This is a genomic window from Nitratireductor rhodophyticola (assembly GCF_019891355.1).
GTDB classification, from domain to species: domain Bacteria; phylum Pseudomonadota; class Alphaproteobacteria; order Rhizobiales; family Rhizobiaceae; genus Nitratireductor; species Nitratireductor rhodophyticola.
In genome coordinates this window covers 85535-104473 of record NZ_JAHSSF010000006.1, presented here as the reverse complement: position 1 = coordinate 104473, position 18939 = coordinate 85535, and the positions used below count along the sequence as shown (strand labels likewise).

Sequence of the window (18939 nt, the reverse complement as noted above, 5' to 3'; positions counted from 1 at the left end):
GTCAGGGCCTCCGCCATGGTGAGGCGGTCGGACGGTAGCCCGCGCGGTAGCGAATATGGCGCAGATAGACCTGCCGCATCATCGGATCGGCTTTGGCCATCATGCGAAGCGCAGCCAACACGGCGGTCCAGATAGCGATCCCGAGCAGCACGGAAAACCACGTCAGGACCACGAAGATCAGGATCACCGCGGCAAGACCGGTCAGCAACACCAGCTCCCGATCGGCCCCCATCAAATGGTTCGGGCGCGAAAGCGCCCGATGGATGCGGGATCGTGTGAGAGCAACGCCTGGCTCAGCCATCGCTCCCCTCCCCTGCCCCGGCCGGCGGCGCCTCGTCGGCCGGATAGCCGATCGAGGCGCCGCTCGCGCCGAATAGGCCAACGATCTGCGTGGCGCCGAGGAGGATGCCGGCGACCAACACGACATACATCAGCCGGCGCGCGAAATCGTTGAGCTCTCCGCCAAAGATGAGCATGCCGCCTGCGACCGCAACGGCGGCCAGCGCGATGAAGCCCGCAACCGGACCGGTGATGGACTGCTGTATCTGTTGAAGCGGCCCTTCCCAGGGCAGACCGCCGCCACTTGAGGCGAGCGCTGGCGTGGCAAGCGCGACAAGCAAGAGCGTTGCCGCGACCGGGACGGCGGCCAGAGCGCGGGTGTTATGCGGCATGACTTTCCTCGTCGATCTGGGGATGGTGATCGGTTGCGTAGCGCGCGCCGTCGAAGGCCGTGACACGCATGACATCACGCACCCGCCGCCCGTGGCCGGCACGTTCGATCGAGACGACAAGGTCGACGGCTTCGCCGATGACCTCGCGCATCGGCTGCTGGCTGACCTCCGCGGTCAATTGCTCGAGGCGGCGAAGCGCGGAGACGGCGCTGTCGGCGTGAATGGTCGTCACGCCACCCGGATGGCCGGTATTCCATGCCTTGAGCAGGGTGAGCGCGGCACCGTCGCGGACTTCGCCGACGATGATCCGATCCGGCCTCAGTCGCATCGTGCTCTTCAACAGCCGGGCCATGTCCACTGTGTCGCTGGTATGAAGGGCAACCGCGTTCTCGGCGGCACACTGGATCTCCGCGGTGTCCTCCAGGATGACCAGACGGTCATCGGGCGACAGGGAGACGATCTCCGCAATCACGGCGTTGGCCAAAGTCGTCTTGCCCGACCCAGTGCCGCCGCTGATCACGATGTTCATGCGCGAGGCAACGGCGCTTCGTAGCACCGTAGCTTGACGGTGGGTCATGATCCCGGCGCCCACATATTCCTCCAGCGGGATGAGCCGGGATGCCCGCCTTCGAATGGTGAATGTGGGCGCAGCGACGATCGGTGGCAGCAGTCCCTCGAAGCGGTGCCCTCCGATGGGGAGTTCGCCCGAGATGATCGGCTGGCTCGCATCCACTTCGGTCTGCAACGCATGGGCCACGCTGCCGATAATGATTTCGGCGGCGCCGGGCGCGAGCTCACCAATGGACTCGATCCCCTGCCCCAGCCGTTCAACGAACAGCCGGCCGTCCGGATTGAGCATGATCTCGACGACCAGCGGATCGTCGAGCGCCTGGCAGATTGCCTCTCCGAGTGCGTCCGTCAGTTTGCGCACGAGCCGCGAATGGGAAGGAGTCGAACTCATGGCTCGCTCCTTCCCGAGATTGTCAGGTCACTTTCGCTACGGCCATTCATTGCCGACATTGCATCCACCGCCACTACTCCTGTGCGAGATGCAGTTCTTGCCCGAAGGACCAGAATTGATCACCCCGGCAGAAGTGCCGGGGTGGTTCCCTGATTTGCCCTGGATACCTTCTTGGCAGGGGCGTTGATGCGACTCACTTTTGCTGAGTCGGGTTCAGAATCGGCAGAGTTCCGCCAATTTCGGATCAGTGACGAGGCTCAGCCGGTGCCATCGCTGTCTCCCCCGTCAAAACTGCCAGTATAAAATCTTGGGCCAAATGCGCGGAGGGTGCGGCGTAAGTGACAGAAAAAACGACAAGAAATGGCTCAGAGCCGAAATGTGACGCTCTCTCGGCGCGACTCGTATTAGGGTTTCATTAACCAAAAACCGCTTGCACCCGAACCAGAATCGCCCATAGTAATAACGCTTTCCCGTGCGTTGTTTTGGAAAAAGCGTTATTTCAAGGAGAGAGCTCGGTGGTGCCGGTCATAGAGCAACAAGAGTTGGATTTCGACGAAGAGATCATCCAGCAGGGTGAGTTGATCTCTGACCGGTTGAACATGCTGCGTCTGGAGCAGTATCCGCCTGACGCGCAAAAGGGACTGCGATTGTTCTCGCTTGCCGAAGTGGCTGATTTTATCGGTGTAACACAAAACCACATCAAGAAGCTTCACCTCGACGGAAAGGGTCCTGTTCCGACGGTGTCATCCTCGGGCAGACGCTCTTACACGGCAGAGCAAATGCTGGAGCTTCGCCAGTATCTTGACAAACACGGCCGAAGCGACGTGAAAAACTATGTGCCGTGCCGTCGCGAGGGCGAGCACCTGCAGGTGATCTCTGTTGTCAACTTCAAGGGTGGTTCGGGCAAGACAACAACCACTGCCCATCTCGCTCAGTATCTTGCGCTTACGGGACACAGGGTCCTCGCCATTGACCTTGATCCACAAGCGTCGCTGACGGCACTTCACGGTATTCAGCCTGAGCTCGACAAAAATCCTTCCTTGTTCGAAGCACTGCGCTATGACGATCAGCAGCGCTCGATCAAGGACATAATCCAGCCCACAAACTTCCCGGGATTGGATATCGTTCCCGCGAATTTGGAACTCCAGGAGTACGAGTACGAAACGCCGTTGGCAGCCGCCAACTCGCATGAGGGCCGCCTGTTCTTTACGCGCATCTCGAAAGCCCTGAAGGAGGTCGACGACCAGTATGATGTGGTCGTGATCGATTGCCCCCCGCAGCTCGGCTATTTGACGCTGACCGCCTTAACCGCCTCCACTGCAGTGCTCATCACCGTGCATCCCCAGATGCTCGACATCATGAGCATGAGTCAATTCCTGCTGATGCTTGGCGGTATCCTGCAATCCATCAAAGGTGCCGGAGCCAAGGTCAATCTCGACTGGTTCCGATTTCTTGCGACGAGATACGAGGCGACGGATGGGCCCCAGTCGCAAATGGTTGGCTTCATGCAGGCTATGTTCAGCAAGAGAATGCTGAACAATCAAATGGTGAAGTCTACAGCCATCTCCGATGCCGGTATCACGAAGCAGACAGTCTACGAAGTCGAGCGCACTCAGTTTGTGCGGGCGACCTATGACCGGGCGGTCGAGTCGCTGAACGCTGTGAATAGCGAAATAACCGCTCTTGTTCACAAGGCTTGGGGTCGAAAATGACCGGGAATTTGACAGCCGTGCAAATCGCCAAAAAACAGAGGCAGTTCAACAAGATATCTTTGATTTCGGGTATGACGAATGGCTAGGAAGCATCTTCTCGCGAATATTGGCGTGCAGCCAGCAAAGTCAGCGGAAACCGCCGAGAAGGGGGAGTCGCGCGTCGAATACGCGCGTCGTGGTGCATCGCGTTCAATGATGCAGTCGCTGGATGACCTAGCAGAGAATTCGATGCGGGTCCTAGAAGGTGACGTGGTCGTTTCACTGGACCCTGAAACACTGGATCCCTCCCCTTATCAGGACCGAATTGGTGAGGATCCAGGCAAGGATCAGGAACTCCTCGAAGCCATCAAGGAAGCGGGCCAACATCAGCCCGTGCTGGTTCGGCCGCATCCCAAAGAAAGCAACCGTCATATCATTGTGTTTGGACATCGCAGGGTGCGCGTCGCCAAAAAACTTGGCCAGAAGGTCAAGGCGGTAATCAAGCCTCTCGAAGAGATTGCCCACGTGATTGCGCAGGGCCAGGAGAACTCTGCCAGAGACGACCTCAGTTTTATTGAAAAATCGCTCTACGCAAGACGGCTCCAAGAGTCCGGGATCGACAAAGGCACAATTAAGAGCGCTCTCACCATAGATGATACCTTGCTGTCCAGAATGCTCTCGGTAGCCGAAACGGTCCCTGCTCCTGTTCTCGAAGCTCTTGGCGCCGCCAAGGGTATCGGACGTGATCGCTGGGAAGAACTCAAGAAGATCGTACAGGTGCCCGCGAAATCTGCCCAGGCTCTGGAACTGGTTCAATCGGACGCGTTCACCGCCCTTGAGGAGGCCGATCGGTTTGGCTTCTTGCTTGAAAAGCTCAAGGTCTCGGGCGCAAGGAAGCCTAAGAAACAACCACCCACGGAAAGGGCCTGGAGCCTATCCAACGACGCCGTGAAGGTTTCAACCAAGGACAACGGAAAGGCTTTCACCTTAGCTTTGAAAGCCAAGGACGCCTCGCAGTTTGGCGCCTATCTCTCGAGGAGACTAGAGCGCCTCTATCAGGAATTTCAGGAAAACGGAGAGGAGGGCAGCGACTGAATCAACGGCCGGAACTCCGGCCAGAAGGAAATTTGGCAAAGAAAAAGGCCACCGAAATCGCTTCCGGAAGCCCTCTCTTGTTGTGGTGACTAGAGAATCGCACTTCCGAGAATCACAGTCAAGGCTCTTCTGAGTCGTGAGCGCCGATTCGGCGAGCAGTTTTCTATTGCCTAGCGATAGGTGAAGAAAAATGCAGACGCATACCCCAACGACGCCCTTTGGGCGGCGAACGATGTCGCTTGGCATGATGGCAAGCCAGGCTGCGGCAAAGACCGTGCCGGAAGGTGCGCAGGTCCAGAAATGGAAGGTGTTCCACACGATCCGGGAAGCGCGCGACCTGATCGGCGCCACGGACCGCTCGCTGGCCATTCTCAATGCCCTGCTCTCGTTCCATCCAGAAACGGAGCTCTCGGGCGACGGTGAACTGATTGTCTGGCCGTCGAACGAGCAACTCATGGCTCGTGCAAACGGCATGCCGGCGACAACGCTGCGGCGGCACCTGGCTGTCCTGGTCGACTGCGGACTGATCATTCGTCGCGATAGTCCGAACGGCAAACGCTTCGCCCGCAAGGGCAGGGGCGGGCAGGTCGAACAGGCCTACGGGTTCGATCTGGCCCCGATCGTCGCCCGTGCAGAGGAATTCGAGGAACTGGCGGACGCGGTTCGAGCCGAAAAGAATGCATTTCGGCTTGCCAAGGAACGCCTGACGCTACTGCGCCGCGACATCGTCAAGCTCATCGAGACCGGCATCGAGGAGAACGTTCCGGGCAATTGGGGCAGGGTACAGCAGACCTACCAGGCTATTGTCGGCCGCCTGCCGCGATCTGCCCCTAGGCAACTCATCGAGGACATCTGCTGCGATCTCCACGGTCTCTACACGGAGATCCTCGAGGTGTTGGAATCATTTGCAAAAACACAGAATCCGGACGCCAATGAGTCCCATTCTGGCCGCCACATACAGAATTCAAACCCAGACTCCATATCTGAATCTGAAGAAGGCTCTCGAAAAGAAGATGAAGCGGGCGGCAGCGCCGCGGAGAACGACAACCTGCGGAGCTTGCCGAAGCGGGAATTGCCCTTGGGGATCGTGCTTGATGCCTGCCCGGACGTGAAAGATTTGGTGCCAGGGGGTGAGATTCGCCACTGGCGGGACTTTCTGGCGGCCGCGGAGGTGGCCCGGCCACTGCTTGGGGTCAGCCCCAGCGCCTGGCGAGAAGCGGGCGAGGCAATGGGGGAGGTGCAGGCTGCGATTACGCTCGCGGCGATCCTGCAGCGCTCCGACCAGATCAACAGCGCCGGCGGTTATCTGCGCAGCCTGACGGACAAGGCAAGGGAGGGCAAATTCTCCACATGGCCGATGGTTATGGCGCTTTTGCGCGCCAAGCTGGACGCCAGCAGGTCTTCCGCCGCGAAGGCTCCAGAGCCGCAAAGCGACGGGAACAAGGCGGGCGAGCGTTTGGAAGTCTCGGACGCGCTGCTGCGATCGCTGGAACGCCCGAGACGGTGAGGGTACCTCGATGAGCCGAACTGCCTCGTTTCCCCCGGCCACCTTTTGGCGGAAACATTGTGCTCAGTCGCCGTCGACAAGCTCGTCGAATGCCTCGAGCAGTGCGTCGACGATCGCTTGGCCAAGAGCGTTTGCGGTTTCACCGATCCGTCGTTCGCCTTCGTTCCGGACCGCTGTAGCGAGTTCCGAACCTTGGTCCTCTAGGATCGATCAGGCCCGCGCGATCGCCCATTGCGCGAAGTCGTCCCGGCTGTTGACAGTCATCGTTTCCATTGCAGCGCTCTCCGGGTTTGTTGGCGTATGCTGGCGACGGTGGGCACCCGCGATCTGTACCGCGTTCGCGCCCCAACGTCATTCCGGCTTCCGTGCTCAGGCTGCCTCGAGCAGGCCGCTGCGCTTTGCCCGGTCGAGAAGATTCTTGACGGAGGAGGGCGCCCATCTCGTACCACCCCGCGGCGTGCGCTCATGAAGGCGCTCGAGCTGGTTTGCGATTTCTCGCAAGGTGAGCTCCGGATTGGAGGAATGGATGCCCGCCACAAGCGTCATCAGGCGATCCTCGGGCGGTCGAGGCGGTGACTTCCTCAGGAGCGACTTGTCGGCCATGCCTTCGCTGACCATCCATCTTACCGCACGCCGCAGGCGCTCCGGGGTCCAATCGAAGCCGCGTTGCTTCAGCACGCGCGAGATATCGTCCCAGGTGTGGTCCGGGCGCATGCGCCGAACGATCGGAAGCCATTGATTGGCAGTGGACTGGATGCGCGCGCCGTAGGCCGCCTTCTGAGCAGCCGTCATCCTGGCCAGTGCCTCCGGCCTGCGTTCGCGAATACCGGGATTGCCTGGTAGTCGGCCTTTTGCCTTGGCAGCTTTGACGCCTGCCTTCGTCCGCTCCGAGTTGAGAGCCCGTTCCAGCTGGGCGACGGCGCCAAGGACCTGCAGCGAAAACATGCCCTGCGGCGTCGTGGTATCGATGGGATCGCTCAACGAGCGGAAATAGGCGCCTTTGGACGTCAGCTCCTCGATGACATTGAGCAGGTGGCTCACCGAGCGCGCCAGGCGGTCGAGGCGAACCACAACAAGGGTGTCGCCGGCGCCGATCTCGCGAACAAGCCGGGCGAGGGCGGGGCGGGTCCGCGAGGCGCCAGACCCATGCTCCTGGATGATAGTATCGCATCCGGCCGACCTCAGCTCCATCTCCTGCGCTTCCGTCGCCTGCTCGTCCGTGGAGACGCGCGCATAGCCGATAAGCCGGCCCTGTGGCCGACGGGAAGAGGGATTGGGCGGTGTTTTGGCCATTTGGAGCGCCTGATTGCAGTGTTGAAGGCGAGTTTACAAACATAGAAGATACGGATAACCGATCGTTTGTAAACGTCTCCTGAGTGCCTTTCTGACACTTGGAAGTGCGAAAAACCCCGGAAAAACAAGCTCTCTCGTCGATCTGAGCACGGATTGCCAGGTCTCTGTTCAATCCCGGAGGCCGCAGCGCTCATTATATATAGAGGGGCTGAAGAATTACTGGTGTGACGGAAGCGAAAAGCATGTTAGCTTCCGTAGTGAAATCGAAGCATCGTTATATCAATGACTTATGAAATCGGGAAATTGACCCATGAGACCCTCTTGGGGCCGATTGCGGCCGCAGAGGACGCGCTTGCCCGGCTTGATGAGCGCGTTGCCCGATCCGAAGTCGGTGCCGGCTTCGCCGAGCGGGCAGATTTCTTCGATTCCGTCTCCAGTATGTGGGTCGGCGGCGAACTCGTCCATCTCGAGGATCTGGTTCTCCACGACGCACAGATGGACATTCGCGCGCCGAGCCATGAGCTCGTCATTGCGCACCGCATCGTCCGGGCCCGGCGCCGCGTGTCACGAAACGATCCCGGCTGGGCAGTTTCGCGATCGGGCATACTGGCGCTTGCCGGTGTTGCCGAAGAGCCACCGCTCGAGAGCGAACCGTCCGACAGGGGAGGGGAGGGGGTCGAACTCGACTTGGTCGATCACGATGCACTGTCGCCCGAGCTGGCCGAGATCGATGAGGTCCTCGCTCGCACGAAATGGCTGGTCGATGGCAATGACCCCGCAGAGACAAGGAAGCAGGAGCCCGAGCTCAGTGTCGGCGAGCTGCTCATTCGCGATCCGGATTGGGACGAAGGCGAACGGATCGGCGAGTGGCTCGAGCTGGCCAAGCAGGTTGAACGGCTTCCAGCCACATTGGCGGCGGCCGTTCTCTGGGATGCATGGGAACATCTCGAACCCCTGCAGCGTCAGCACTGGCTCGGTCAGGTGCTTGTTTCGGGCTTCCTGAGAACTCGCAGAAAGGTCCGATCGCACCTGTTGGCGTATGCCGTGGGCTTGCGGGAAATTCCGCGTGAACGACGCCGCGCCCGTGATCGGACTGTACGATTGGTCGCCTTCCTAGATGCGATGAGTGCGGCCGCCGCAGCTGGAATGAAGGACATCGACCGACTGACTTTGGCAAAACGCCAACTCGAGCGGAAGGCAGCGGGCAAACGCACAACAAGTAGTCTTCCAGTTGCCATCGATCTTCTATTGTCGCGACCCATCGTGTCGGCACACATGGTCGCGAAGGTGGCAAGGATCACGCCGCGCGGCGCCCGGAATTTGGTCGAAGAACTAAGTGTTCGCGAGATGACCGGGAGGGGGCGTTATCGAGCTTGGGGGATCCTGTAACCGTCTTGTTCAGTCAACCCCGTTTGCGGCCTGCAGGCGATGTCGCGGGAAAGTGCTCTGTTCGGGCTAACACCATTTAATCCGGCCGTCGCGAAGCCAAAAATGGCTGCGGCAACCGGTCTTCCTCCAAATACTAGGATGCAATGTGGGGTATCCACTTGCTTCCAATCTCACGGACCACCTTGGTCTAGCCTCCGGGATCAATAGCAGCTCGAGGCGATCGCCACATCCGCACGGACATCTAAGTGCAACTGCCCAGTCATCACCATCGTCACGAGCGAGGAAGATATCTCGTGTTCGGATGATGTCCGGTGGGGTGTCGGCGTCCACGACAATCATTTTTCGGGCGGGGGCAACCTTTGCCCAAAGCTTCAGGAACCAAAGTGGCAGTTTCATGCGGCTTCGTCCTGTAGTTCCGCAAGAGAAGGCATCCCGAGCAGAGGTTCAGCGAGTCCTCTGCCGAGCAGTGGCTTTGGACTGTGTTCGAACGCGCTTTCGGGGAAGTAGTCTTCGTCCATGGCGGCGAGCGAAAACAGGGTACGCGCATACGGCCAGTTTCCGTCGAGACGGAACTTGAACAACCTCGAAAGCCATTCGTTTACAGCTGCACTTGCAGCACGCATGTTGAGACTGATCACTGAGGGGGCCTCGTCGGGAATACCTTTTAAATAACCCTCTTTGAGCTGATCCTCTGCCTCCTCGGGTGCATGTCGAAGGAGATACTCCCGGCGTAGCGCTTCAGGTGTTACCACGCGCCGGTCTTGCAGGGACGGACCACCCGGCCTCACAAAGTCGATTCGGCCGCAAACATCTGCAATGAGACGGCCTCCTTCCGATGCAAGTCTTGTTGGTATCGTCACCCCCACATCTATCAGGGGTACCAGAGCGCACTGGGCGATGTGATCGCAAAATAGCCGGCCTTCGGAACTGTCGACACAGCAGAACATGACGTCGGCGGTGCTGGCGGCTACAATGGCACCCGGCTCGCTGATGGGCCGGTCGATCTCAATGATCTCAATATCGCTTCGATAGGTGCGGATCGCCTTGGCCATCATTGTTACCTTCAGCGTCTTCGCCAGAGCGTCGTCGGCGGTCGAGTTGACGATCCGATTGAGATTCTTGCCTTCAACGATATCGAAATCGATCAAAATCAGCCGACCTATTCCAAGTCGGGCAAGTATCTCCGCAACAATGGATCCGGTGCCGGAAACGCCGATAACGCAAGCGGTTCGGCGCGAAAGGCATGCCCGCATAGCATCGGAGAAGGCAAGCACTGGCTGCAGGCCAACTGGCGAGAGTTCTGTAATGTCTTCGCCTACGAGCGTTGTAGTCAGGCGCAAAGGCCTCGCGCCAGGACGGGTGTACAGCCGAGCGCAAATGGCTCCGTCAGGAGTCATCGTCGCGCTGCCGTGCGGCCCGTCCGGCAAGGCTTGAAAAAGAGCAGTAATGGTCCTTTCGTCACTTTGATTGTCCACCTCTGAGAAACCGTAGAACCCACCGGGGTGAGAATGTATGAGGAAAACCGAGTCGCCGGTCGCTTCCGCCCGATCTATGGCTTCTTCGATGCGGCGACCTGGCCAGCTAATCTGTACATTGCTGCGATTGCTGCATTCGGCATACGGCACCAGAATTAGATCCCGGACGCAAAAGCGATACCTCGTCGAACCCGCGCGTCCACAAATGAGGATCGCCGCCGCTTCAAGCCCGTCGCCCGAAAATAGGTGGGTACGTAGGGCATCAAACTGTGGCTCCAACAGAACAAGGGTCGGCTCAGATCTCATCGCCAACTTCCCGGAGCAGAGACTCCTCAATCACTGCCAAATGCGTCACGACACTGTCGGTTTGAGGATTCCAGCGAGTTTTTCCATTCAGATGCCGGGACCAGCGCTGATAGCTCACTCCCTCGATAGTCTTGGTAGACTCGGTTTTGGATATGGATGCGCCGCTTGCAAGTCTCAGGTGTGGGGCGCAGTAGAACATGTCAATTGCGGCGCTGGGGTAGGTGGCTGGGATGTCGATGGCGATATCGACCGACGAATGGTTGAAGCCCGCAGGTAGTCCCATCGAGCGGATGATCAGCCAGCGCCTTCCACCTTCGATGATTGAATCCCAAATCAGGGCACGCTTTGCCAGATAAGCTTCGTCCTTTTTCAGCAGTCGGAATTGACGGCGAAGGCCACTCGGGCCCTCGCCATTGTTGATCTCCGCAGGGGTAAGGCGGAGCTTCTCGATACCGGGCGTACTGAGATCGATAGTATCGGTGAGTGCCACCTGCTGTTTCGGCTGTCCTACCTTCTTGAGGATCGCGATCCATCCGGCGTCCGGGTCGAAGCCGGCTTGCGCCAGTGCGTCCTTAACGACGACCGAAGGGGTCATCAGAGTGATAATGACGCCCTGAACGTTCAGCTTCCAGCTGCGCGGTTTTGAATACAGCTTCTCCAATTCACGGCCGCCCAGGTCGATGGAAGCGCCTGGAGCAATTTCCTCGTCCGGTTCGTCTGACCGCTCAAGGAAGAGTGCCTTGGTCTCTGGGATGCGCCCGATCAGCCGCACGAGATCTTCGGAGATCCTGCGCGCACCCCAAGCGTATCTTTTGCCGTCGATCGACCAGTTCCAGATGCGGTCGGTCTTGAAAGCGAAGAAGCGCTCGGCTCCGCTGGCGCGGATGTCGATCGTCTCGGTGAGGTCGACAACGATCAGGCCGTCGTCCCTTGTCAGCATGAGCAGGACGTAGTCCTCAGCCGGGTTGCGTTCGAAAAGCTCCAGTACCTGCCGCCCAGTCGGCATGGGATCGCTGAGAATACGCTTTTCGTCGAAGCCGTCGCCGTCCCACAGACGGACACGATAGTGATTTGACTCGGGAATTGGCTGGCTACGGGTGCCGGCCGCGTACTGTTCGAGATCGATTGCGTCAGACATAGCGTCATCCTTCTTTGGTTCGTTGCAGACCGTTTTGGCCGCCGTGGTACAGATATAGTAGCCAAAAAGTAGCTATACAATAGCTAATAGATATATTTTTTATGTTGACTATTCAGCCAGAATTGCTATGTGAAGGGCTGTCAGGAGGTGATGCGTATGGCAAAGAAGACAATGACTCTGAATCTCTCCGACGAGGAGATGGAAGTGCTGGAGCGCCTTTGTGAAAAGAAGGATCTCAGCAAGACAGCCCTGATCCGTCAGTCGCTACGGCTCTATCAGCGGATCGAAGAGCGGCTCGAAAAAGGTGACAAGCTGTTTTTTGAGCACGAGGCCAGCAAGGAAAAGGCCGAGGTGATGATGCTATGACGTCAGATCGAAAACCTGACGTGACCCCCGTGGGCCTGTTCGATGTGGCGGGCAATCGAATGGTTGATGCGGAACTCTGGGACGCAATAGCGGAAAAGAACCTGGCTGATTGGGAAGCCGAGTGGATCCCGGAGCTTTTCAAGCTTCTGCAAGCGCTCAATCGCAAAGGGGTCGAGCGGCGATTTTGGCCACAAAGTCGCCACTGGGACTGGCGCGATAAGATGAAAGCGATTGAAGGCCGATTGGCGAACCAGTCGTTTTCGATCGTGTGTCAGGATATGACTCAGGCGATGATGACCACAGACGTGACAAAGCGGGCACAGATTGCCAGCCAGAAAAATGATCATCTCGTTTATGTTGACTTCCTGGAAGCGGCACCGTGGAACCGCCGCGAAATGACCCAGATGCCGCCGCGCTTTTCCGGAGCCGGCTCGATTCTTATCCTCGCCGCGATCGAGCAGAGTAAGATGGAGGGCTTCAGAGGCCGCATCGGATTGCATTCGCTTCCCCAAGCCAATGATTTCTACGCCAATAAGGTAGGCATGACGGATCTGGGGCAGGACGCGGCATATCAGAACCTTCGGTATTTCGAGATGACTCCCGAGCAGGCCGAAGCGTTCATAGAGAAAGGACGAAAGAAATGAAGATCGAAGTGACAAAGGACTGGTGCGAAGCCATGGCGCGGCAGGAAGCCGACGTCGAGGTCGGCGCTGGCCTTATCGCTGCTGATCCGATCTTCAATGGAGAAGCAGCACATGACACGACATTTGATGAATCGCGCATAGCGCTCGGTCGATTTGTTCATCTCATGCGGAGAAGGGATAAGCTTTCGTTGGAAGCATTGGCCGAACGCGCAGATGTAGACCTTGCCGAGCTGATGAGCATCGAGTTCGATGCCCATTATCTACCTGAGTCGCGGACGCTTTATCAGCTAGCGCATACCTTCAAGGTATCGCACAAAAAGCTGATGGGTTTGTCGGGACTGACCAAGCCCAAGGACGTTCAGTATGTCGAAGAGGCAGTGAGATATGCTGCTCGATCAGAGTCGATTGAGACGCTCAGCGCGGAGGAACAAGCCGCTTTGGAAGGGCTGATTTCCGTACTGAGTGAAAAGTAATGCCGTGAAAGGACTACGATACGGTGGCGAAGAACGAAATACTGCGGGCGAGAACGGCCGCGGATATCGATGAACGCGTTGAACGTGTCCTAAACGGCTTGGGCAATCCCGAACCGCCTCTCGATTTGCGGACGGTTCGGGAACTTCTCAAACTCGACCGCGGCTACTACTCGGCAAATGATCCGGGCCTCCTGCAAGAGACCGTTTCCAAACTGAGAATCGCTGGTAAGCAGGTGCTCCTGAGGCCAACTTTGCTCATTGAGGCAGTCCGGAAAATGGACATTCGTGCGCTATATATTCCAGATCAGAAGCGCATACTCATCGACAAATCACAGCCGAAGCTGAAGCACCGATGGAACGAGGCACACGAGATCGGGCATAGTGTCCTGCCTTGGCACGAAGGCGCAATGCTTGGCGATGATGAGTACACACTCATCCCTGCCTGCCATGCTCGACATGAAGCCGAAGCGAACTTCGCTGCTGCACGGTTGTTGTTTTTGCGAGAAAAGTTTGTCGAGGAAGCACAGGCTCATGAGGCCTGCATCGAATCGATGAAGAAGCTCAAGGAGCGTTTCGGGAACACCTATACAACAACACTGTGGCGCTGCGTGGAGGCGTGGGGAGCATCAGTCCCAGTTGTAGGGCTGGTTACCGGACATCCACACCCTGATCAACGAAAACCGGACTTCGATCCTGAGAACCCGTGTCGGCATTTCATCCAGTCGCCTGCATTTGCGCGGCAGTTCTCAACAGTTCCAGAAACGAGCGTCTTTGAGGAAGTAGTCGAGTATTGCTCTCCAAAAGGCGGGGGCCCCTTGGGCGAAAGCGACGTGCTATTGGTCGACGACAATGGAGACGGCCATATATTTGAGTTTGAGAGCTTCCATTTCTATCATCAAACGTTGACCATTGGCATATATCGGCGCCCCCGGAGAAATTTGGTTGCAGCATAATTTTTATCGATGATTGAGTTCAACTTCCCTGATCAGCGGAGATGTTGTCCAGCATATTCTAATAACGTTCGACTCCAAGAACAGGGCTATTTCAACTGGGTCAAACCGGACAGCCCGACCTATCCGCGGCTCCGGAACCGAACAGACGCATACGTTGGTGGCTCTTACGCAATCTCATGAATTCTTGCATTTGGCACGACTTGCACTGCAATCTCGCACAGGTGCCGGTGATGGGTGAGATATATCACCTGGCCCACCTGAGCCATCTGCCCGAATAGCCGAAAGACTTCCTCTGATCGCGGTTCGTCGAACGTTTCCATAATGTCATCAGCGACGAACGGTACAGAAGGCCTTGCTGCCGCGAATTCCTCGTATCCGGCTAATCGAAGAGCCAGGTACAGCTGAAACTGAGTGCCCTTGGACATTTCGACGGCGAGTTTGGAACCGCCTTGCCGCGACAGTCCGATCAACGCCTCACGATCCTTGTCCGGCCGTGTGGCAAGTCCGGAGTATTCATCACGCGTAATCAACCGGAAGGCTTCGGATGCCCGGTTCATCATCGCACTACGGTGTTTTTCCCGATATGCGCGGATACCGTGTTCAGCGACCAGGCTTCCGGTCTTCAGGCGTAGATATCGCAGCGCCAGATCCTCGATTTCCAGAAGTAATGTGCGGCGGTTTGCTTCGATGCGGGCGACAGCGTCATCGCCTCCGATCGCGTCCAATGCGTCAGTTGCGCGAGCCCTGTCAGCGAAGAGATCCTTTGCGCGTCCGTCGAGGTCGGCAAGGCGCGTATCGAGTTCAGCTTGTTCTGCCTGCAGTTCGCCGAGGTTGATATTGCGGAGGCCGGCTACCGCCTCCTCGATGAATTGCCTCTGCGTCTCCCCGAGAATCTGCCGCTCGAGTTTGCCGAGTTCCGTGATCAACTCGTCCCTTTTCTTGCAGCGCTCCAACGCCTGTCGGACATCGGCGAGCTCGTTGACCTGGAAGAATTCAGTCATCTCCTCCTTGCGGGAGTCATGCACCGCGACCTCTCCATCCAGATGCTCATACTCGAGTTTGAGATCGACAAGGGCCTGGTTTCGTTCCTGTCGTTTCGCGTCTGTCTGCCTGGCTTCTTCGTGCCGTCGGATTAGTTCCTTGGCTGCGGCGAGCGGATTGTTGCCATCGTACGCTTCTTCGAGCGCCGTATGCAGCCGCTCGACTGTATCAGCGAAGGCTGACTGATCGGATTCCATCGACGCAATGCGATGACTCAGGTCTTCCTGCGCGCGCAACGCCTCGGGGAGACCGGTCATCGCGTCGAGGAGTTCTCGTATCGCGCCGACACTGCTTTGGCGATCGGAAAACCAGGTGTTGGAGAGGGTGCTCCCCCAAGCACGCTGCCACTCTTCGAATGCGGCTACGGCTTCGTCCAATGCCGTTTTTCGCTGAGACGCTGCGGCTTGAAGCTCCGCGAGGCGTTTGTCCGCTTCGACGCGTCTGGTTCGGGTGGTAGCGTGTTCCGTGAGAATGTTGTCAGCTGCCTGCATCAATGCAGCCAAATCCAGTCCCTCGACATCGATCCCAAGCCTGATCAAGGATTCAGAGAGAAGACCCTTTTCCGTTTCTATAACTGACCTCGCTTCGTCAATGTCGCTCAGAGATCGACGGAGGTCATCATGTGCAACCAGTGCCGAGGTGCGGGCCTCGGCCCAGCTGCTGACTGTTTTTAGCCAGGCATACGTGGGTTTGTCCGCAGGCAGTTCGATCTCGGTTGGCGTCTCGGACCGGATTTCGCGGCGCAAGGCTTCCAGTTCACTGTCGGTCTCCTGCAGCAATTGATCTTGCTGCTCGAGGTGCGCCTTTGCGACCGACAATGCCGCTGACAGAGACCGCAACTCCTCGAGCTCTTTGAGACCGTTTAGTCGTATATCGACGATCGCATCGGCCGATCGCATTTCCCTTTCGAAACGATCAGCCGTTTCTCGATCCAAGCTGGACAAGTGGTGTGCCCACGCTTCGTCACGTTGAACTAGGGCAGCTTTCGCCTCCTCGTCATCCTTGATGGCCGATGCTTCGCGCAGGGAAGAGATCCTGACGGTGTCCTCATTGCACTTTGTTGAGAGCTCCCGCTTCCGCTCGCCGATTTGTGCGCGTCTCTTCTCGATCCCTTCAAAAATCAGTTTCCATGCGGCCAGTTGATCGGGTTGGGGCGGCGAGATCTTGCGTAGTTCCGTCCCCTCGCCAGCCCAGGGATGGAGGTTGTGGATAGCATTATCAAAGGCGCGTCTCTTCTCGGGAAGGGCTCGCTCCGCAAGGCGAAGTTCGGCAGCCAGATTTCCGTCGCGCAGGCGTTTCAGTACGGTTTGAAGCTGTGCGATCTTGCCCGCGTCGACCGCGACGCCTTGTCCGTCAAGCGCCTGTCGAGCGCGCTGCTCATCTTCCAGAGCCTGCCGGGCGGACGCTTCTTCCTTTTCGGCTGATTGGTGCGTGACATCGATGCCGGTTTTTTGGGTGATCAGATCACGAAGCGCTCCGATCGTGGAGGCTGAAACAAGAAGTGTCTTGGGGTCGTCGACATTGGATTGTCCCAAGGTCACGAGAATGAGATCGATCTTGCGGGTGCATTCAGCCAGCGCGTCGTTCCGTTTCGGGAGATCGTCTGCAGCCGTCGTGTAGCGTGCGGCGGCGTCTCCAAGCCGATCGAGATCATCTGCCATCTCGAGCAGACGGTCCTCGACGATCAACCCCGCGAGTTCGTCACGAAGCTTCTGCTCACGCTGTTTGAGGCCGATAGTCTGTGTTTGAAGCCGCGTCTCCTCGACGATGAGCTCGGGAAGAGCGGTCGCCCATTCCGCCGGAGGGTTTGGCATGTCCTTGTATTCTGACAGCTTCTCCTGCCCCTGAAGGTATTCGGTCGCCAAAGGGTAGGCGCGCAGGGTACGGATTATCTCCTCATGACGCACCTTGGCTGCCGCGATCTCCTTCATGGCAGCGTCATAAGCAGTCTGTGCTTGCTCAAGTGCTGCCGTCAGAGCCTTGTAAGAGGAGGCCTGCACATCGATTTCGTCGCGCTTTGATTTCAGCTCCGCAATCTGTCGCTTCAGACCTGCGATTGCGGTCGAACTCGCGCGCTTCCGGAAAATGCCGTCGGCTTCGGCCGCCGCGGTTTCGAGAATGGAATTGACGCCAGCCAGGCCTGCACTTGCCGAGAACAACAACTCGCCCAGATCGCCCTTGCTCTCCAGGATCGCGTTGCCTCCATCCTCGAGTGTCTGATCGTCGAGCGAAAACATCATGCGATAGGCGTCACGTGTCAGACCGGCGAGCGGGACGCTCAGAACCGCCTCGTTGACCGGCTGCCCGTTCGCATCCAGGAGGGAATTGCTGCGCTGCTTGACGCGCCTCAACTCGTGGGCCGATCCATCGAACTCCAGACAGGCGCCGATCTCCATGGCTTTGCCTTGATGAAGAAAGCTGTAGCGCGTGCGTTCCTCGATGCCGAACAGGAGATCGAGATAGGCGGAAAGCGCCGTCGATTTGCCGGCTTCGTTCAGGCCGTAGACGATATGCAGATCCGGTGTGTCGCTTTCATGCTCCCCGAAGTCGATTGAATAATCCGTGAACTTGCCGTAGCGGGTAAGATCGAGCCGGCGCAGGCGCATCAGTCGACCTCCGGAGCGTTGGCTTTGAGCCGAGCAAGCATGTCCTCGCTTCCTTCGGACAGCAGCTGATCGACCAGCGCCTCGAACTCGTCTTCGTTGTTGCCGCTGAAACCGCGCGCTTCCGGCGGCAGGTCATCGCGCAGTTCCTTGACGAGGTCCTGCACGATTTGTCGAACGCCATGCTGTTGAATGATGTCGCCTCGCATCAACTCGCCGAGTTCAAGGACTGGATCAGCGGTCGCGCTTCCAACCGGTTTGCTGACCGGCGCCGTTGTCGCCAAATCGATCTTTTCGACCCAGGTGTTGCCCAAGCTCTCTGCGCGCTGCTCGGTTTCAGCCAGCAGCAAATCGCGATCGCGTCGCAGCCGCCACGACAACGGGGTCGCACCTGTCAATCGAAGACGAGCCACAAGATGCTGAGATCGTGTTTGCTCGCGTGCTCCAGAAATCCCTGCCTCAATCAGATCGGCTGCCTCTCGCCAGGTCTCCGCCGATGACATGTCGACCGGGACGCGTTCGAACTGGGCGGTGCTTGTCGTGCGTTCTTCGATCCTGAGGCTTTGATCGTCACTGACCGTAACGAGGGTGACTGTCTTTTCCCCGGCTTCATTGATGTCCCGTCCCTGAGGCATTCCTGGCATGACCGCTACGCGATCGCCGGCGTATTCGGTCCGGACATGGACGTGTCCAAGTGCCCAATAATCGAATCCCCAGCCCTGGAGGTCGGATAGCTTGCAAGGCGCGTAAAGATCGTGCCCAGGAGCGCCCGCCAAGCTCGTATGCATGATCCCGATATTGACAGCATCCGGGGTAGGGCGGTGATACTTCTCAAGAAGGCTTTCCGGAGCCTGAGGCTTGGCGAAACTAAGGCCGTGAATAGAAAGTGCGAGCCCGTCCTTGGTGATGTCGACGCAATGAGCGCGCCCGCCGAATACTGTGACCGATGGCGGCAGGATCAGTTCCTGCGTTATGCGCGAAAGGGCATCGTGATTGCCTCGAATGATAAAGGTCGCGATGCCGGCTTCGTTGAGCCGCTGCATCTGGCTGGCCAGAAACCGGGCGGTTTTCATCGACGTCTGGTCGCCGTCATAGAGATCGCCGGCGATAATCAGCGCATCCACCTGTTCATCAATACACAGGTTGACGATCGTCACCAAAGCCTGCCGCGTGGCGTCTCCGATCAGCTCGGCGAGGCCGCGGCTACGCAGCGCCAACGAGCGCAACGGCGAGTCGAGATGAATATCGGCTGTGTGGATGAACCTGAATGACATCGCGGCATTCTGCCTATTTTGTGGTGAACGAGCAAAGGACATGTATTGGGTAAAGCTAT

The 18939-nt window shown here is 58.1% G+C and carries 17 protein-coding genes; 8 read left to right on the top strand and 9 right to left on the bottom strand.

The annotated features are described in order from the left end of the window. Nucleotide 1 precedes the first annotated feature (1 nt). The 3 genes from KUG85_RS20345 to trbB are packed head-to-tail and all read right to left on the bottom strand — an operon-like array spanning nucleotide 2 to nucleotide 1632. Nucleotides 2-301, bottom strand: a complete 300-nt coding sequence (locus KUG85_RS20345; protein ID WP_009452543.1) for a conjugal transfer protein TrbD — start codon at nucleotides 299-301, stop codon at nucleotides 2-4. Next, nucleotides 294-671, bottom strand: a complete 378-nt coding sequence (locus KUG85_RS20340; RefSeq protein ID WP_009452544.1) for a TrbC/VirB2 family protein — start codon at nucleotides 669-671, stop codon at nucleotides 294-296. Before KUG85_RS20340 ends, KUG85_RS20345 begins: the two co-directional genes overlap by 8 nt. Then, on the bottom strand, nucleotides 661-1632 hold the full coding sequence (gene trbB, locus KUG85_RS20335) for a P-type conjugative transfer ATPase TrbB (protein WP_223006670.1): 972 nt from the start codon (nucleotides 1630-1632) through the stop codon (nucleotides 661-663). The genes KUG85_RS20340 and trbB overlap by 11 nt, the downstream gene beginning before the upstream one ends. A 515-nt stretch (nucleotides 1633-2147) precedes the next feature. On the opposite strand from trbB, the gene repA reads away from it, so the two are divergent. From repA to repC, 3 genes are all read left to right on the top strand, one after another. After that, on the top strand, nucleotides 2148-3344 hold the full coding sequence (gene repA, locus KUG85_RS20330) for a plasmid partitioning protein RepA (protein ID WP_223006669.1): 1197 nt from the start codon (nucleotides 2148-2150) through the stop codon (nucleotides 3342-3344). A 78-nt stretch (nucleotides 3345-3422) separates the two neighbouring features. After that, nucleotides 3423-4418: a plasmid partitioning protein RepB gene (gene repB, locus KUG85_RS20325; RefSeq protein ID WP_223006668.1), complete on the top strand. Its 996-nt coding sequence runs from the start codon at nucleotides 3423-3425 to the stop codon at nucleotides 4416-4418. 190 nt (nucleotides 4419-4608) lie between these two features. Continuing rightward, a complete protein-coding gene (gene repC, locus KUG85_RS20320; protein ID WP_223006667.1) occupies nucleotides 4609-5925 on the top strand; it encodes a plasmid replication protein RepC in 1317 nt (438 codons plus the stop codon). Nucleotides 5926-6294: 369 nt separating this feature from the next. Here repC and KUG85_RS20315 read toward each other — a convergent pair whose 3' ends face one another. Next, nucleotides 6295-7218, bottom strand: a complete 924-nt coding sequence (locus KUG85_RS20315; protein WP_223006666.1) for a recombinase family protein — start codon at nucleotides 7216-7218, stop codon at nucleotides 6295-6297. Nucleotides 7219-7500: 282 nt separating this feature from the next. Between KUG85_RS20315 and KUG85_RS20310 the strand changes: the two genes are divergently transcribed. Continuing rightward, the gene (locus KUG85_RS20310; RefSeq protein WP_009452551.1) at nucleotides 7501-8607 is read left to right on the top strand and encodes an RHE_PE00001 family protein; all 1107 of its coding nucleotides are present in this window, start codon (nucleotides 7501-7503) and stop codon (nucleotides 8605-8607) included. Nucleotides 8608-8673: 66 nt separating this feature from the next. Here the strand turns inward: KUG85_RS20310 and KUG85_RS20305 are convergent, their stop codons facing one another. Genes KUG85_RS20305 through KUG85_RS20295 form a run of 3 tightly spaced genes read right to left on the bottom strand, consistent with a single transcriptional unit; the run spans nucleotide 8674 to nucleotide 11526 of the window. Further along, entirely contained in the window at nucleotides 8674-8946 is a 273-nt protein-coding gene (locus KUG85_RS20305; RefSeq protein ID WP_240532835.1) for a DUF6527 family protein, read from the bottom strand. Nucleotides 8947-8999: 53 nt separating this feature from the next. Beyond that, nucleotides 9000-10388: a ThiF family adenylyltransferase gene (locus tag KUG85_RS20300; protein WP_009452552.1), complete on the bottom strand. Its 1389-nt coding sequence runs from the start codon at nucleotides 10386-10388 to the stop codon at nucleotides 9000-9002. Continuing rightward, nucleotides 10378-11526 (bottom strand): multiubiquitin domain-containing protein, encoded by a 1149-nt coding sequence (locus KUG85_RS20295; RefSeq protein ID WP_009452553.1) that lies wholly within the window; start codon nucleotides 11524-11526, stop codon nucleotides 10378-10380. Before KUG85_RS20295 ends, KUG85_RS20300 begins: the two co-directional genes overlap by 11 nt. A gap of 156 nt (nucleotides 11527-11682) precedes the next feature. Between KUG85_RS20295 and KUG85_RS20290 the strand changes: the two genes are divergently transcribed. Genes KUG85_RS20290 through KUG85_RS20275 form a run of 4 tightly spaced genes read left to right on the top strand, consistent with a single transcriptional unit; the run spans nucleotide 11683 to nucleotide 13962 of the window. After that, nucleotides 11683-11892, top strand: a complete 210-nt coding sequence (locus KUG85_RS20290; RefSeq protein WP_009452554.1) for a ribbon-helix-helix protein, CopG family — start codon at nucleotides 11683-11685, stop codon at nucleotides 11890-11892. After that, nucleotides 11889-12536: a hypothetical protein gene (locus tag KUG85_RS20285; RefSeq protein ID WP_009452555.1), complete on the top strand. Its 648-nt coding sequence runs from the start codon at nucleotides 11889-11891 to the stop codon at nucleotides 12534-12536. Before KUG85_RS20290 ends, KUG85_RS20285 begins: the two co-directional genes overlap by 4 nt. After that, nucleotides 12533-13009, top strand: coding sequence for a helix-turn-helix domain-containing protein (locus tag KUG85_RS20280; protein ID WP_009452556.1), 477 nt, complete (start codon nucleotides 12533-12535; stop codon nucleotides 13007-13009). Before KUG85_RS20285 ends, KUG85_RS20280 begins: the two co-directional genes overlap by 4 nt. A 23-nt stretch (nucleotides 13010-13032) precedes the next feature. Next, the gene (locus tag KUG85_RS20275; RefSeq protein ID WP_009452557.1) at nucleotides 13033-13962 is read left to right on the top strand and encodes an ImmA/IrrE family metallo-endopeptidase; all 930 of its coding nucleotides are present in this window, start codon (nucleotides 13033-13035) and stop codon (nucleotides 13960-13962) included. A 164-nt stretch (nucleotides 13963-14126) separates the two neighbouring features. Here the strand turns inward: KUG85_RS20275 and KUG85_RS20270 are convergent, their stop codons facing one another. Both KUG85_RS20270 and KUG85_RS20265 read right to left on the bottom strand, forming a co-directional pair. After that, nucleotides 14127-17609: an AAA family ATPase gene (locus KUG85_RS20270; protein ID WP_223006665.1), complete on the bottom strand. Its 3483-nt coding sequence runs from the start codon at nucleotides 17607-17609 to the stop codon at nucleotides 14127-14129. After that, nucleotides 17609-18880: a metallophosphoesterase family protein gene (locus KUG85_RS20265; protein ID WP_009452559.1), complete on the bottom strand. Its 1272-nt coding sequence runs from the start codon at nucleotides 18878-18880 to the stop codon at nucleotides 17609-17611. The genes KUG85_RS20270 and KUG85_RS20265 overlap by 1 nt, the downstream gene beginning before the upstream one ends. Nucleotides 18881-18939 lie beyond the last annotated feature (59 nt).